Below are 14,761 nucleotides of genomic sequence, written 5' to 3'. Positions count from 1 at the left end.
CGACCCTACTCCGAGGAAGACTCCGACGGGCTCGGCGACTCCGAGACCGACTCGGGGTCGAGGATCGGCTTGGAGATGTCGTCGACCTGGTGCGTGAGGGTGTCGAGGTCGAGGACGCCGACGCCGTAGACCATCTGCTCCAGGCTGGGGGCGACGGCGGTCTCGAGCTCGGGCATGGTGTCAATGAGCGGCGGGACCGCCATGGAGCGGACGGCGGTGTTGAAGAACGCGGAGTGCGCGGGGCGCCGGCCGGGCTGGAGGAACTCGTCGCTGAGCGAGACGGCGACGTTGGCGGGCTGGAGGTAGCCGACGCTCGCGACGCGGCCGACGGACTCGGCGGAGATCTCGTGCACCATGAAGTCCGCGGCGAGGCCCGGGCTCGCGGTGTCGGCCGACATGCAGAGCGCGGTGACGTCGCCGACGGTCGCGCTGCTGTCGAGGCGTGGCATCGGCATCACGTCGAAGGCGAGCCCGGCAGCGCGCAGGACCGGCACCAGCGACCGGTCGCCGGCGATCATCCCGAGCTTGCCCTGGATGAACCAGGTGAGGGCATCGTTGTCGGCCAGCTCGGACTGGTCGAGGGTGACCCGCGGGTCACGGAGCAGCTCGAGGGTGCGCTCCAGCGCACTCTGGCTGCCGTCGCTGGCGAAGGTCAGCGACGTCGGGTCGACGGCGTCGTCGAAGACCGAGCCACCGCCGGACTGGATGAACGGCGCCAGCCCCGCGATCGTCGGCGCGATGTGGACACCCTTCGAGCCGCGGACCGGGCGGCTGGCGAAGTCTGCGGCGGCTGCGAACTGGTCGAAGGACCAGCTGGTCGCGTCCACGTCGGGTGCGTCGAGGCCCCGGTTGCGCATCCGTTCGAAGCGGACCAGGCGCTTGTTGTAGTAGATGAGCGTCGGCGTCACGCCGTAGGGCATGCACTGCAGGTGCGCGTCCGTGCTCAGCGCCTCGAGCGCGTCGCGGGAGTAGTTGTCACCGAACTCCACCCCGCGCTCGTCGAGCAGCTCGTCGACCGGCTGGGTGAGCCCGTTCTCCAGCAGCCAGGACAGGTCCGAGCGGCTGGACATGAACACGTCGGGCACCGCGGCACCGGACTCGATGTCGTCGCGCATGGCGGCCTGGGTCGGCCAGCTCTTCATCTCGACGTGGATGTGCTCCGGGTCGGCGTTCCACGTGTCGACGGTCGCCTGGAGCGCGGACTGCTGCGCCTCCGGCCCGACGACCCCGAACGTCATCCGGGTCGGGGCCGGCGCCGAGGTGCTGGGGGTCGGCGCGGGTGGCTCCTCCGGGTCGTCCGTGCAGCCCGCCGTCATCAACAGGGAGAGCACGGCGACGCCCGCCAGCACACCCCTGGACGCCCTCACCGACTCCTCCTTCGCGGCCCTGATCACGTAGGCGCGCCCGGGTCCCCCCGGGCGTGCGGACCACCCTAGCGGCCCCGGAGACGGGGAGGCTCAGTCGAGAGTGTGATGTTCGCGGGCGGCCGCGATCACGAGGTCGAACGTACGACGGTCCAGCGCGGCGCCCTCGCGGCGTACGGCGGACGCCTCGAGCCGCAGCAGCCGGTCGAGTCGCACCTCGCTCGGCCGGTTGTCCCGGTCCCAGCCGCCGCTCCCGACGTCCATCCAGGAGCGACCCCACCGCGCCTCGTCGGCGGCGTCGCGGTCGTGGTCCTTGCTGGTGAGCATCAGCCCGAGCAGCAGGTCGCCGTCGCGGCCGATCAGCAGCACCGGGCGGTCCTTGCCGCGGTCCGGGTCGTCCTCGAACGGCACCCAGCCCCACACGACCTCACCCGGGTCGGGGCGGCCGTCCTCGTGCGGGGCGTAGCGCACGTCGACGGAGCGACGGCGGCGGAAGAGTCGGCGCAGCACGAGAGACAGAATAGGAGCACGCCGGACCGGGAGCGCCTCACGGCGCGTGGCCGCTCGTAGCGGCTGATTTTGGGACCCGGGGCTGCCGCAGCCCGGCGTGCTCCAGCCAGTGTAACGGCGTCAGGCGAGCTCTTGTTCCAGTTCGGCATGACCCGCCGCCTCGAGCTGCTCGGAGAGCACCAGCATCCGCTGCACCTCCGCCTCGCTCGACCCGCTCAGCACGGCCCGACCGGTCGCCACGACCCGCGCGAACGCGGCGGCGCGCAGCAGGACGTCAGCAAGATCACTGCCCGCGAGGCCGCGCAGCACCTCGTCGACCATCGCCTTGAGCTGCTCCGGGCCGGGCGGGTCGGCGACCCCCGCCACGACCTGCGCGACCTGGGCGCTGCGCCGGCCGGCCTCGAACTGCCGCGAGACACCCACCGGGTCGGCGTACACCCACGACCGGAGGAGGTAGAGCCGCCACAGGCAGCCGGCGAGCGAGTCTGCCGGTGACCCCGACCAGACCTCGGCGATCGCCTCGATGCCCTCGGTGTCCGCGAGGTGGACCAGCCGGTCCGCGATCGCGGCGTCCGCGGAGTCGCGGGCGCCGCGCACCAGGAGCTGGGCCGCGCGGTCGGCGGCCTCGCTGACGAGAGCCGGGTCCGCCGCCCCGACGAGCGCGTCGAAGAAGCCCTCTCCCGGGGTCATCGGACGGTGGTACTGGCGGCCGGTCACGCTCTGCACCTTACGTCGCGAGGCTGCGTCGGATCCGCTGGTCGCTCACGGGGTACGGCGTGCCGAGCTGCTGCGCCCACAGCGAGACGCGGTACTCCTCGAGCATCCAGCGCACCTGCCGCAACGCCGCGCCCGGCGGCCGCCCGTCGGGCAGCGCGTCGAGCTGGTGCAGGTAGGCCTCCTGCACGTCGGCGATCTGGTCCATCAGCTGCCGGTCGCGGTTGACCTGACCGGCGAGCTTCTCCCGGCGCTGCTCCAGGGCGCTGAGGTAGGTCGGGTAGCGACGCAGCTGCGCCGCGCCCGCCTCGCCGACGAAGCCGCGGTGCACCAGCCGTGCCAGCTGGCCGCGCATGTCGGTCAGCGCCGGCAGCATCGTCATCTCCGCGCGCCCGCTCAGCGCCTTCTCCGCCCGGCGCCACCGGTCGAGCACCCGCATCAGGTCGGCGACGACGCCGCGCAGGTGCGCCTCGTGGTCGCGGCCCGCCTCGGCGAGCAGCGCGGCGTACGCCGCCTCGTCGCGCACCGGCGGGCGGCCGTCGACGACGGCCTGCACGACGGCGGCGCGGGCGTCGTCGAGCAGCTCGGCGACGCTGCCGTACGGTGAGCCCGCGAGCCCCAGCTTCTCGGCGTTGGAGAGCCCGTCGAGCACCTGCTTCACCGGCGAGGGGATCCCCAGGAGCAGCAGCCTCCGCACGCCGAGCCGGTGCCGGGCCTCCTGCTCCTCGGCGGAGCCGTAGACCTGGAGACCGACGGTCGCGCCCTCGTCGACCAGGGCCGGGAAGACCTGCACCTCGTGGCCGGCGCGCTTCTGCGTGAACGACGGCTCGATGGTGCCGAACACCCACGTGGTCTCGCCCGTGCGCGCCAGCCCGCTGTCGCTGGCGACCTCGGCGATCGCCTCGGCGAACTGCCCGCGCAGCGGCGCCTTCAGGGCGTCGAGGTCCTTGCCCCGCGCCTGCTCCTGGCCGTCGTCGCCGACGACGCGGTACGTCGGCCGCAGGTGCTCGGGCACCTTCGACCAGTCCCACGCGTCCCGTGGCACCACGACGCCGCTGGTCGCGCGGCACCACCTCTCGAGCGCGTCGAGGAGCGGCTCCTCCCCCGGCGGCACCGCCGCGAGGAACTCGCGGGCCTTGTCGGGCGCGGGCACGAAGCTGACCCGCAGGTTCTTCGGCAGGCTGCGGATCAGGCTGGTGACCAGCTCCTTGCGCAGGCCCGGGACGTTCCACGAGAAGTCGTCGGCCTCGACCCGGTTGAGGGTGGCGACCGGCACGTCGATCGTGAGCCCGTCGTCCGCGGCGCCCGGCTCGAAGTGGTAGCTGATCGGGAACGTCAGCCCCTCGCCCTCCCACTGCTCCGGGTAGTCGCCGGCGCGGACCTCGTCGGCGGTGTCGTGGGTGAGCATCGCGGGGTCGAAGGTCAGCAGCTCCGGCTGGGCGCGGCGGGCGTGCTTCCACCACTGGTCGAAGTGCGCGCCGCTCACGACCTCGGCGCCGACCCGGGCGTCGTAGAAGTCGAACAGCGTGTGCTCGTCGACCACGATGTCGCGGCGGCGGGCCCGGTGCTCGAGCTCCTCGGCCTCCTCGAGCAGCCGCCGGTTGGTGTCCATGAACCTGTGCCGGGTGTGCCACTCGCCGTAGACGAGCGCGTGCCGGATGAAGAGCTCGCGGGCGAGCGCGACGTCGACCTTGCCGTAGGAGACGAGCCGGTCGGCGACGAGCGGGACGCCGTAGAGCGTCGCGCGCTCGTAGGCCATGACCGCCGCACGCTTCTTGCTCCAGTGCGGCTCGGAGTAGGAGCGCTTCACCAGGTCGCTACCGAGCCGCTCGGCCCACTCGGGCTTGATCGCGGCGTTCTGCCTCGCCCACAGGCGGCTGGTCTCGACGAGCTCGCCGGCCATCAGGAACTGGGGGTTCTTGCGGTGCAGCACGCTGCCGGGGAAGACCGCGAACCGCGAGCCGCGAGCGCCGAGGTACTCGCGCGGCCCGCGCTCCTTCTTGTCGCGCTCCTCCAGCAGGCCGATGTGCGAGAGCAGACCGGACAGCAGCGCCTGGTGGATGCCGTCGGCGTCGGGGTTGTCCGCCGGCTGGCCGACCTGGATCTTCATCTCCTTGCACACCTGGCGCAGCTGCGACTCGAAGTCCTGCCACTCGCGGACCCGCAGGTAGTTGAGGAACTCGCGCTTGCACATCCGGCGGAACGCCGAGGAGGAGAGCTCTCGCTGCTGCTCCTTGAGGTAGCGCCAGAGGTTGAGCCAGGTGAGGAAGTCGCTGCCCTCGGCCTTGTAGCGGGCGTGCAGCTGGTCGGCCTGCGCCTGCTCCTTGGGGCGGTCGGCGCCGGGCCGCTCGCGCGGGTCCTGGAGCGACAGCGCGGCCGCGATCACGATCACCTCGCGGACGCAGCCGAGCCGCTCGGCCTCGAGGATCATCCGCCCGAGTCGCGGGTCGATCGGCAGCCGCGCGAGCCGGCGACCGGTCTTGGAGAGCGTGCCGGTGCGCAGCGCGCCGAGCTCCTCGAGCAGCTGCACGCCGGACTGCACGTTGCGCCGGTCCGGGGGCTCGACGAACGGGAACCGCGCGATGTCGCCGAGGCCCAGCGAGGTCATCTGCAGGATGACGCTGGCCAGGTTGGTGCGCAGGATCTCGGGGTCGGTGAACTCCGGGCGGCCCTCGAAGTCCTCCTCGGAGTAGAGCCGGACGGCGATGCCGGCCTCGACGCGGCCACACCGCCCGGAGCGCTGGTTGGCCGACGCCTGGCTGATCGGTTCGATCGGCAGCCGTTGCACCTTGGTGCGCACCGAGTAGCGGCTGATCCGGGCGACGCCGGTGTCCACGACGTAGCGGATGCCGGGCACGGTCAGCGAGGTCTCGGCGACGTTGGTGGCGAGCACGACGCGGCGCACGGCGTTGCCGTGGGAGCTGAAGACGCGGTGCTGCTCGGCGGCGGTCAGCCGCGAGTAGAGCGGCAGGATCTCGAGCCGGCCGCGGCTGTCGAGGTCGCCGAGCGCGTCGGCGGTGTCGCGGATCTCGCGCTCGCCCGGCAGGAAGACCAGCACGTCGCCGGGCCCCTCGGCCGAGAGCTCCTTGACCGCCTCGACGATCGCCTCGGTCTGGTCGCGGACGACGACCTCGCCCTCGTCGTCCTCGTCGTCCATGGACATGAGCGGCCGGTAGCGGATCTCGACCGGATAGGTGCGGCCGGAGACCTCGACGACCGGCGCGTCGAAGTGCTTCGCGAAGCGGTCCACGTCGATGGTGGCCGAGGTGATGATGAGCTTGAGGTCCGGTCGGCGCGGGAGCAGCCGCTTGAGGTAGCCGAGCAGGAAGTCGATGTTGAGGCTCCGCTCGTGCGCCTCGTCGATGATGATCGTGTCGTACGTGCGCAGCTGCCGGTCGCGCTGGAGCTCGGCGAGCAGGATGCCGTCGGTCATCACCTTCACGCGACTGCTCTTCGACGTCCGGTCGGTGAACCGCACCTGGTAGCCGACCAGGTCGCCGAGCTCGGTCTTCAGCTCGCTGGCGATCCGCTCCGCGACCGAGCGGGCCGCGATCCGGCGCGGCTGGGTGTGGCCGATGATCCCGTTGCGGCCCCGGCCGAGCTCGAGGCAGATCTTCGGCAGCTGGGTGGTCTTGCCCGACCCGGTCTCGCCGGCGACGATCACGACCTGGTGGTCGCGGATCGCGGTCGCGATGTCGTCGCGGCGCTGGGTGACCGGCAGCTCCGGCGGATACGTGATGCGGAGCTCCTCGGTCATGACCGCACCATTGTGCCGGGCGTGTCCATCTATAACGTGTTCTAGTATCCCGGCCATGGCCGAGGCGCAGGAGTACGACCGTGAGTTCGACGTCGTGGTGGTGGGCTCGGGCGGCGGGGCGCTGACCGGCGCCTTACTGGCCCAGCGGGCCGGGCTGTCGACGGTGGTGGTCGAGAAGACCGGACTGCTCGGCGGCACGTCGGCGTACTCCGGCGGCGCCTGCTGGCTGCCCGGGAGCCAGGTGCAGCAGCGGGCCGGGATCGGGGACTCGACCGAGGGCGCACGCACCTACCTCGCGGCGGTCCTGGAGGACCCGGACCAGGAGCTGGTCGAGGCGTTCCTGGCGCGCTCTCCCGAGCTGGTCGCCGAGCTCGAGGAGGCCGGCATCCCGTTCGAGTGGCTGCCGTTCTCGGAGTACTACGACGCCCCCGGCCGGGTCGCCATGGGCAGGTCGATCCAGCCGGCGAACATCAAGCGGGGCGACGTGGCGCCCGAGGTCGCCGAGCTGGTCCGGCCGCCGGTCGAGCGGGACCGCCTCGGCGAGGGCGGGCGCAACACGCTCAGCGGTGGGCAGGCACTGATCGCGCGGCTGCTCGACGGCTTCGTCCGTGCGGGCGGCGCCGTGCTGACCGAGCTGCCGGTGACCGGGCTGGTCCTCGACGGGGAGCGGGTGGCGGGCGTCGCCGCGATGACCCCCGAGGGCCCGGTCCAGGTCCGCGCCCGCCGTGGCGTGATCGTCGCGGCCGGCGGCTTCGAGGGCAACGCCGAGGCCCGCGCCGCGCACGGCGTGCCCGGTGACGTGGCGTGGACGATGGCCCCGCGCGGCACCAACACCGGCGAGCCCATCGCCGCGGCCGTCGCGATCGGCGCTGCTGCCGACTACCGCGGGGTGGGCTGGTTCTGCCCCGGGCTCGAGCAGCCCGACGGCGGCGGCTCCTTCACGCTCGGCTTCCGATCGGGGCTGATGGTCGACCAGCGTGGGCAGCGCTACGGCAACGAGTCGCTGCCCTACGACCGGTTCGGCCGGATCATGGCCGAGGCGCCCGAGCGGATCCCGTCCTGGTTCGTGTTCGACTCCCGCGAGGGCGGTCGGCTGCCCGCGATCGCGATGCCCGAGGGCGACCCGGCCGAGCACCTCGCCGCCGGCACCTGGGTGCGGGCCGACACGGTCGCCGGCCTCGCCGAGCGGATCGGCGTGCCTGCCGACGCGCTGGTCGCGACGGTCGAGCGGTTCAACCGGTTCTGCGCGGGGGGCGCGGACGAGGACTTCGGCCGCGGCGTCGACGAGTACGACACGTTCTTCACCGGCGGCGCCGGGCCCACGCCCTGCGACCAGGCCCCGTTCTACGCCGCTCGCTTCGTGCTCTCCGACCTCGGCACCAAGGGCGGGCTGGTCACCGACGCCGCCGGCCGCGTGCTGCGGCCGGACGGCTCGGCGATCAGGGGGCTCTACGCCGCGGGCAACAGCGCGGCGTCGGTGTTCGGCCCGCGCTACCCCGGGCCGGGGGCTCCGCTCGGCTCGGCGATGGTCTTCGCGTCACTCGCCGTCCGGGCCATCGTCGGGTAGGCCCGGCATCGGGGCGCCCGGCAGCTGCTGCGGACCGTCCTGGGGGCCGATCCGGGAGTGCTCGACGTCGGGGCCGTGGTCGTCGTGGATCGCGTAGCCGACGATGCCGCCCACCAGGCTCCCGAGCAGGCCGCCGAGGACGAAGGCTGCCGCGGCGATGCCGAGGACGAGCGGGATCCCGAGGGTGCGCCGCGGCCGGTCGGGGGCAGGGGGCTGGTCCACCGGCGGGGCGGGCGGGGCGGGCGGCGGAGGCGGAGGCGGAGGCGGAGGCGGAGGGGTCACGGTCGGCTCGGTCATGGCCCGAGCGTGCGCGGCGTACCTGTGCCCGACCTGTGTGCCAGTCGTGAGGACCTCGTGAGCCCAGCACAGCGGCCTCACAGGAGACCCACAGGTACGGTCGGCACTGTGGCGAGCATGGACCTCACCCGTGCCGACGGCTCCCCGCTGCGAGTGCTCGTCGTGGACGACGAGCAGAACCTCGCGGAGCTCGTCTCGATGGCGCTGCGCTACGAGGGCTGGGAGGTCGCGACCGCCCACACCGGCACGAAGGCGGTCGACGCCGCCCGGGAGCAGCGCCCCGACGCCGTGGTGCTCGACATGATGCTGCCGGACTTCGACGGCCTCGAGGTGCTGCGGCGGATGCGCGCCACCCAGCCGGAGCTCCCGGTGCTCTTCCTCACCGCGCGGGACGCCGTCGAGGACCGGGTCGCCGGCCTGACCGCCGGAGGCGACGACTACGTGACGAAGCCCTTCTCCCTCGAGGAGCTCGTCGCGCGGCTGCGGGGCCTGCTGCGCCGCTCCGGGGCGCGGCGCGTCGAGTCGTCCTCGTTGCTGGTGGTCGGCGACCTGGAGCTCGACGAGGACAGCCACGAGGTACGCCGCGGTGGGGAGGAGATCGCGCTGACGGCGACCGAGTTCGAGCTGCTGCGCTACCTGATGCGCAACCCCCGCCGGGTGCTGAGCAAGGCGCAGATCCTGGACCGGGTCTGGAACTACGACTTCGGCGGCCAGGCCAACGTCGTCGAGCTCTACATCTCCTACCTGCGCAAGAAGATCGACGCCGGCCGGGAGCCCATGATCCACACGATGCGTGGCGCCGGCTACGTGCTGAAGCCGGGCGCATGACCAATCCGATGAGGCGCCACCTCGCGTCGCTCACCTCGCGGCTGGTGCTCACCACCGTGCTGCTCGTGCTCGCCGTCTCCGTCCTGATCGGGACCGTCACGACGCTCGCGGTGAGCGACTACCTGACCGAGCAGCTCGACCAGAACGTCCGGGCGCTCGCCGACCAGCAACGGTTGCCGAGCCCGCCCGACGGCGACCCGGGCCTCGACAGCCGGGTCTTCGGCGCGACGGGCACGCTGGTCATCAACCTGTCCACGGGTCAGGGCACGATCGTCCCCCGGCACGGCAACGTGCCCGACGACATCCTCGAGGCGCTGGCCGGGGTGCCGGTCGACCGCGAGGTCCACACCGTCGAGATCCCCGACGAGGGCACCTACCGCGTCAACGTGACGACGGGTCCCAGCGGCGACGTCGCGGTCGGCCTGCCGATCGACGACGTCGAACGAGCGGTCAGCAACCTGATCTGGTGGGAGGTCCTGCTCGCCCTGCTGGCGACCGTGGCGGGCGGGCTGGTCGCCGCCGTCGTCGTACGCCGCCAGCTGCGGCCGCTGCGCGAGGTGGCCGCGACCGCGGAGGCCGTCGCCGCCCGGCCGCTGGCGACCGGCGAGGTCGACCTCGCCGAGCGGGTGCCGGAGCACCTCACCGACGAGCGGACCGAGGTCGGCCAGGTCGGTGCGGCACTCAACACCCTGCTCGCGCACGTCGAGACCTCGCTGGACGCCCGGCACCGCAGCGAGCAGCAGGTGCGGCAGTTCGTCGCGGACGCCTCCCACGAGCTGCGCACCCCGCTGGCGACGATCGCGGGCTACACCGAGCTGGCCCGCCAGCGTCCCGACGACTCGGAGGTGCTGACGACCGCCCTCGACAAGGTCGAGGACGAGTCCGACCGGATGACCTCGCTCGTCGAGGACCTGCTGCTGCTCGCCCGCCTCGACGCCGGCCGGCCGCTGGAGCAGGAGCCGGTCGACCTGACACGGCTGGTCGTCGAGGCCGTCTCGGACGCGCGCGTGGTCGACCCCGACCGGCGATGGCAGGTGGACATCCCCGACGAGCTCGTCGACCGACCCGCCGTCGTGTCCGGCGACGAGCTGCGGCTGCACCAGGTCGTGACCAACCTGCTGACCAACGCCCGCAAGCACACCCCGCCCGGCACCACGGTGACCGTGGCGGTGCGCCGCGACGGCTTCGCCGTCCGCGACGACGGGCCGGGCTTCCCGCCGGACCTGGTCGACCACGCCTTCGAGCGGTTCGCCCGCGGCGACGCCGCGCGCACCCGCGGCGCCGAGGTCGGCGTGGGGCTGGGCCTCTCGCTCGTGGAGGCGATCGTCACCGCCCACGGGGGCCGGGTCACGCTCCGGTCGCAGCCCGGCGACACCGTCCTGGACGTCAGCCTTCCGGGATGACCGCGATCACGGCGGGCAGCGAGGCGACCAGGAACGCGATCAGCTCGTCCTTGCCCAGTCCGTGCGGGTCCTCGATCCAGGAGAGCACCAGGTCCTCCGCCATCGCCGACCAGGCGCGCACGACCAGGCGGTTGGCCGGGGTGTCGGGGACGACCTCACCACGCAGGTCCTCCCGGAACGCCCGGTTGTTGAGCGCGGCCCGCGCGTCCTCGTAGATCGCCCGCAGGCTCTCGTTGCCACCGGCCGCCGCGCGCACGAGCGAGACGTAGCCCTCGTGGTTGGCGAGCACGTAGTCGACGTAGGCCGTCAGCGAGGTGTGCAGCCGCTCCATCGGCTCCCCGTCGGAGGGCGGCGACGTCTGCGCGATCAGGTCGTCGGCCGCGTGCCGGACAACCGCCTCGTGGAAGGCCTGCTTGCTGCCGAAGTAGTGGTAGAGCAGGCCGCGGGAGATGCCGGCCTCCTCGGCGAGCAGGTCGATCGACAGCTCGTCCAGCGACCGGTGTGCCAGCAGCCGGACGCCGAGGTCGAGCAGCTGCTCGCGGCGCTGCTCGGGCGACAGCCGGGTGCGTGCGCTTCCGGAGGTGGTCACGGGTCCTCACTCTATTGACGGTCGTTCAATAAGGGAAGTACGGTCGCGGCGTGAGTGCCCCCACCCATGCCCGGCAGGTCGACCATCTCATCGTCGGGGCCGGCTTCGCGGGACTCTGCGCCGCGATCAAGCTCGACGAGGACGGCGAGCGCGACTTCCTCGTCGTCGAGAAGGCCGGCGAGGTCGGCGGCACCTGGCGCGACAACACCTACCCGGGTGCGGCCTGCGACGTGCCGAGCCAGCTCTACTCCTTCTCCTTCGCCCCCAACCCGGAGTGGAGCATGAGCTACTCACCGGGGCCGGAGATCCAGCAGTACCTCCGCGACGTCGCGACCCGCTCCGGCACGCTCGACCGCTTCGAGTTCGACACGTCGTTCGACGACGCGACCTGGGACGACGCGGCCGCGCGCTGGACGGTGACGGTCACCGGCCCCGCCGGCCCGCGCACGATCTCCGCCCGCACCCTCACGCTCGGTGCCGGCGGCCTCTCCGAGCCGCGGTTGCCCGAGATCGAGGGCATCGAGACCTTCCAGGGCGAGGTGTTCCACTCCGCGCGCTGGGACCACTCCGTCGACCCGGCCGGCAAGCGGGTCGCGGTGATCGGCACGGGCGCCTCGGCGATCCAGATCGTGCCGGAGATGCAGCAGGTGGCCGCCCACCTCGACGTCTACCAGCGCACGGCCCCCTGGGTCATCCCCCGCAACGACCGGCGGTACGGCGCGCTCGAGCGGCGGGCGCTGCGCCGCTTCCCGGCGCTCGGCCGGCTCTACCGGACCGGCATCTACTGGGCGCACGAGGGCTACGTGCCGGCGTTCACCCTCGAGCCGAAGATCGCGCTGCCGGCCCAGAAGGCGGCGGAGGCCAACATCCGCAAGGGCATCGAGGACCCGGCGCTGCGCGCCAAGGTCACGCCGCGGTTCGCGATCGGGTGCAAGCGGATCCTGCGGTCGAACACCTACTACCCCGCGCTCGCCGCCGACAACACCGAGCTGGTCACCGACCCGATCGCGAAGGTCACCGGCGACGCGATCGTCACCGCCGACGGCGTGGAGCGGGCGGTGGACGTCATCGTCGTCGCGACCGGCTTCTGGACGACCGAGCTGCCGGTGACCGAGCACGTCACCGGCACGGCCGGCCGCACGCTCGCCGACGTCTGGCGGGACGACGGCATGGCGGCGTATAAGGGCACCACCGTGCCGGGCTTCCCGAACCTCTTCATGCTCGTCGGCCCCAACACCGGCCAGGGCCACACCAGCATGGTGTTCATCATCGAGGCGCAGGTCGCCTACCTGCGCGACGCGGTCCGCACGCTCCGCGAGCGCGGCTGGGCGGCCGTCGAGCCGCGGCGGCGCGCGTTCCAGCGCTGGAACGCCAACCTGCAGCGGCGCATGCAGCGCACCGTGTGGACCCGCGGTGGCTGCGACAGCTGGTACCTCGACGAGCACGGCCGCAACACGACGCTCTGGCCGAAGTCGACCGTCACGTTCCGGCGCGAGCTCGCCCGCTTCGACCCGGACGCCTACGACGTGCGCCGGGAGGCCACCTCATGAAGAACTTCCACGACAGGGTCGTCGTCATCACCGGTGCCGGCTCCGGCATCGGCCGGGCGCTCGCACAGAACCTCGCCGCGCGCGGCGCGCGACTGGCGATCTCCGACGTCGACGACGCCGGGCTCGCCGAGACGGTCCGCCTGCTCGAGCGGGCCGGCGTGCGCGAGGTGCGGTCCGACCACCTCGACGTCGCCGACCGCGCGGCGTTCACGGCGTACGCCGAGGAGGTCGTCGCGCACTTCGGCCGGGTCAACGTGGTGGTCAACAACGCCGGCGTCGCGCTCGCCGGCGACTTCGAGGACCTCGAGTACCCCGACATGGAGTGGATCATGGGGATCAACTTCTGGGGCGTCGCCAACGGCACCAAGGAGTTCCTGCCGCAACTCATCGCCTCCGGCGACGGCCACCTGGTCAACATCTCCTCGCTGTTCGGGCTGGTGTCGATGCCCGGGCAGAGCATGTACAACGCCGCCAAGTACGCCGTGCGCGGGATGACCGAGGCGATCCGTGAGGAGATGCTGGTCGCCGGCCACCGCGTCGGGGTGACCGTCGTGCACCCGGGCGGCATCAAGACCGCGATCGCCCGCAACGCCCGGGTGTCGGCCAAGGAGGACAAGGCCGAGACCGCGCGGCTCTTCGACGAGAAGCTGGCCCGGATGACGCCCGAGCGAGCCGCGGAGATCATCGTGGCGGGGGTCGAGAAGGACAAGGCGCGCGTGCTGGTCGGCATCGACGCGCACGCGGTGCACCAGCTCGCGAAGCTGACCGGGTCGCGCTACCAGGACATCGTCGCGCGCAGCGCGCGCAAGGTCATGCCTCCGAGGACGACGATCGTCTGACCCGCTTCGGCTTCGGCGGCCGGATCCGGAGGGGGCCGACGAGCCGCGGTCCCGCCAGCCGGCTCTCGAGGCGGCGCGCCTCGCGCTGCAGCGGCTGCGCGACGTACTCGCCCAGGATCACGCCAGCGGCGAGCGCCAGCGCGACGGCGGCCGCGGTGATGATCGCCAGCAGCCCCTCGGACGTCGCCGCAGGACCCTCGGTGAGCAGGCTGAGGCCGCGGTAGATCGACAGACCCGGCAGCATCGGGACGATCGCCGGCACGACCACGACCAGGGGCGGCACCTTGAGGCGCGCCGAGATGCCGTAGCTGACCAGGCCGACGAAGAACGCGGCCACCGCGGTCGGCCACGCCCGCCCCAGGCTGCTCGTCGCCTCGGCGGACTGGCTGATCAGGATCGCCACGGCCGCGATGAGGCCGATCGGCGGCAGCGCCCGCCACGGGGCGTAGGACGCGAAGCCGAACGACGCCGCACAGACCGCCGCACCGAACGCCAGCGCCGACGCCTGCCCGAGGTCGGCGACCGCGCCCGGCTCGAGCCGGCCCACGTCGACCCCGAAGGCGGTGCCGACCTGGAGGCCGCCGCTGACGCCGGCGATGATCCCCGCGGTCGCGAGCAGCGCCTCGGTGAGCCGGGCCCCGGCGGTGACGTAGAAGCCCGACAGCGCGTCGTGCAGGGCACCCATGAACCCGATGCCGGCGAGCAGCATGATGATGTTCGCGGTGACGACCACCGACAGGTCGAGGTCGTCGAGGAAGGCCGCACCGGCGACCGCGATCAGTGCCGCGACCGCCCCGCCCGCGACCTGACGGTAGAAGAACGGCAGCCGGCGGCGGGCCATCACCAGCAGCAGCCGGTCGATGGCCACCGCCGCGACGAACGCAATCGCGACGACGGCGAGGCCGCCGCCCAACTGGAGGCCGACACCGGCGCACATCGCGCCCCAGCCGAGGGTCGCCGCCCAGCGCGGCACCGGGTGGCCGGACGACACGATCCGCGCCAGCCGCTGCCGTGCCTCCTTGAGGTCGGCGTCCCCCCGCAGCACGTCGCGGACCAGGTGGTCGACCTCGGTCAGGTCGGCGTAGTCGATCTCCCGCTGCTTGACCTGACGGATCAGCACGAACGCCGGCTCCTCGGGGTCCGGCTGGAAGCCCATCGCCAGCGACGTGAACGTCACGTCGACCTCGACGTTCTTGACGCCCAGCTGCCACGCCAGCGCCTGCATGGTCGCGGTGACGTCGGCGGCGCCCGCGCCGGATGACAGCAGCACCTCGCCGACCCGCAGGCAGAAGTCCAGCGTCAGGTTGAGCTCGCGCGCCTCCGCCATGCCGCACATCGTGGCA

Annotated in this window: 12 protein-coding genes; 5 read left to right on the top strand and 7 right to left on the bottom strand. The window is 72.8% G+C overall.

What is annotated here, in order from left to right; translation table 11 throughout:
* Positions 1-5: 5 nt before the first annotated feature.
* The 4 genes from HZF07_RS19805 to hrpA form a co-directional block, all read right to left on the bottom strand.
* Positions 6-1,367 (bottom strand): ABC transporter substrate-binding protein, encoded by a 1,362-nt coding sequence (locus tag HZF07_RS19805; protein ID WP_157343971.1) that lies wholly within the window; start codon positions 1,365-1,367, stop codon positions 6-8.
* 90 nt (positions 1,368-1,457) lie between these two features.
* Complete coding sequence (locus tag HZF07_RS19800) at positions 1,458-1,874, bottom strand: type II toxin-antitoxin system PemK/MazF family toxin (RefSeq protein ID WP_309504864.1); 417 nt, start codon at positions 1,872-1,874, stop codon at positions 1,458-1,460.
* A gap of 120 nt (positions 1,875-1,994) precedes the next feature.
* A complete protein-coding gene (locus HZF07_RS19795; RefSeq protein WP_309504863.1) occupies positions 1,995-2,591 on the bottom strand; it encodes a hypothetical protein in 597 nt (198 codons plus the stop codon).
* A gap of 10 nt (positions 2,592-2,601) precedes the next feature.
* Complete coding sequence (hrpA, locus tag HZF07_RS19790) at positions 2,602-6,345, bottom strand: ATP-dependent RNA helicase HrpA (RefSeq protein ID WP_157343969.1); 3,744 nt, start codon at positions 6,343-6,345, stop codon at positions 2,602-2,604.
* A 55-nt stretch (positions 6,346-6,400) separates the two neighbouring features.
* On the opposite strand from hrpA, the gene HZF07_RS19785 reads away from it, so the two are divergent.
* A complete protein-coding gene (locus HZF07_RS19785) occupies positions 6,401-7,912 on the top strand; it encodes an FAD-dependent oxidoreductase (RefSeq protein WP_157343967.1) in 1,512 nt (503 codons plus the stop codon).
* Here HZF07_RS19785 and HZF07_RS19780 read toward each other — a convergent pair.
* A complete protein-coding gene (locus HZF07_RS19780) occupies positions 7,883-8,209 on the bottom strand; it encodes a hypothetical protein (RefSeq protein WP_157343965.1) in 327 nt (108 codons plus the stop codon). The two genes, HZF07_RS19785 and HZF07_RS19780, sit on opposite strands and share 30 nt — an antisense overlap.
* A 117-nt stretch (positions 8,210-8,326) precedes the next feature.
* Here HZF07_RS19780 and HZF07_RS19775 point away from each other — a divergent pair, with 117 nt between their 5' ends.
* Positions 8,327-9,037, top strand: coding sequence for a response regulator transcription factor (locus tag HZF07_RS19775; protein ID WP_157343963.1), 711 nt, complete (start codon positions 8,327-8,329; stop codon positions 9,035-9,037).
* Between the two features lie 8 nt (positions 9,038-9,045).
* Entirely contained in the window at positions 9,046-10,440 is a 1,395-nt protein-coding gene (locus HZF07_RS19770) for a sensor histidine kinase (protein WP_232523076.1), read from the top strand.
* On the opposite strand, the gene HZF07_RS19765 is transcribed toward HZF07_RS19770, so the two are convergent.
* A complete protein-coding gene (locus HZF07_RS19765; protein ID WP_181645413.1) occupies positions 10,424-11,029 on the bottom strand; it encodes a TetR/AcrR family transcriptional regulator in 606 nt (201 codons plus the stop codon). The genes HZF07_RS19770 and HZF07_RS19765 overlap by 17 nt on opposite strands.
* A gap of 50 nt (positions 11,030-11,079) precedes the next feature.
* On the opposite strand from HZF07_RS19765, the gene HZF07_RS19760 reads away from it, so the two are divergent.
* Together HZF07_RS19760 and HZF07_RS19755 are read left to right on the top strand one after the other, a co-directional pair.
* Positions 11,080-12,579, top strand: a complete 1,500-nt coding sequence (locus HZF07_RS19760; protein WP_181645412.1) for a flavin-containing monooxygenase — start codon at positions 11,080-11,082, stop codon at positions 12,577-12,579.
* The gene (locus HZF07_RS19755) at positions 12,576-13,418 is read left to right on the top strand and encodes an SDR family NAD(P)-dependent oxidoreductase (RefSeq protein WP_157343959.1); all 843 of its coding nucleotides are present in this window, start codon (positions 12,576-12,578) and stop codon (positions 13,416-13,418) included. Before HZF07_RS19760 ends, HZF07_RS19755 begins: the two co-directional genes overlap by 4 nt.
* Here the strand turns inward: HZF07_RS19755 and HZF07_RS19750 are convergent.
* Complete coding sequence (locus HZF07_RS19750; protein ID WP_157343957.1) at positions 13,390-14,745, bottom strand: threonine/serine exporter family protein; 1,356 nt, start codon at positions 14,743-14,745, stop codon at positions 13,390-13,392. The genes HZF07_RS19755 and HZF07_RS19750 overlap by 29 nt on opposite strands.
* Positions 14,746-14,761 lie beyond the last annotated feature (16 nt).

The sequence above is a fragment of the Nocardioides agri genome, assembly GCF_013778305.1.
GTDB classification, from domain to species: domain Bacteria; phylum Actinomycetota; class Actinomycetes; order Propionibacteriales; family Nocardioidaceae; genus Nocardioides; species Nocardioides agri.
The sequence above is the reverse complement of the archived record's forward strand: the minus strand, read 5'-3'. Positions and strand labels throughout refer to the sequence as shown.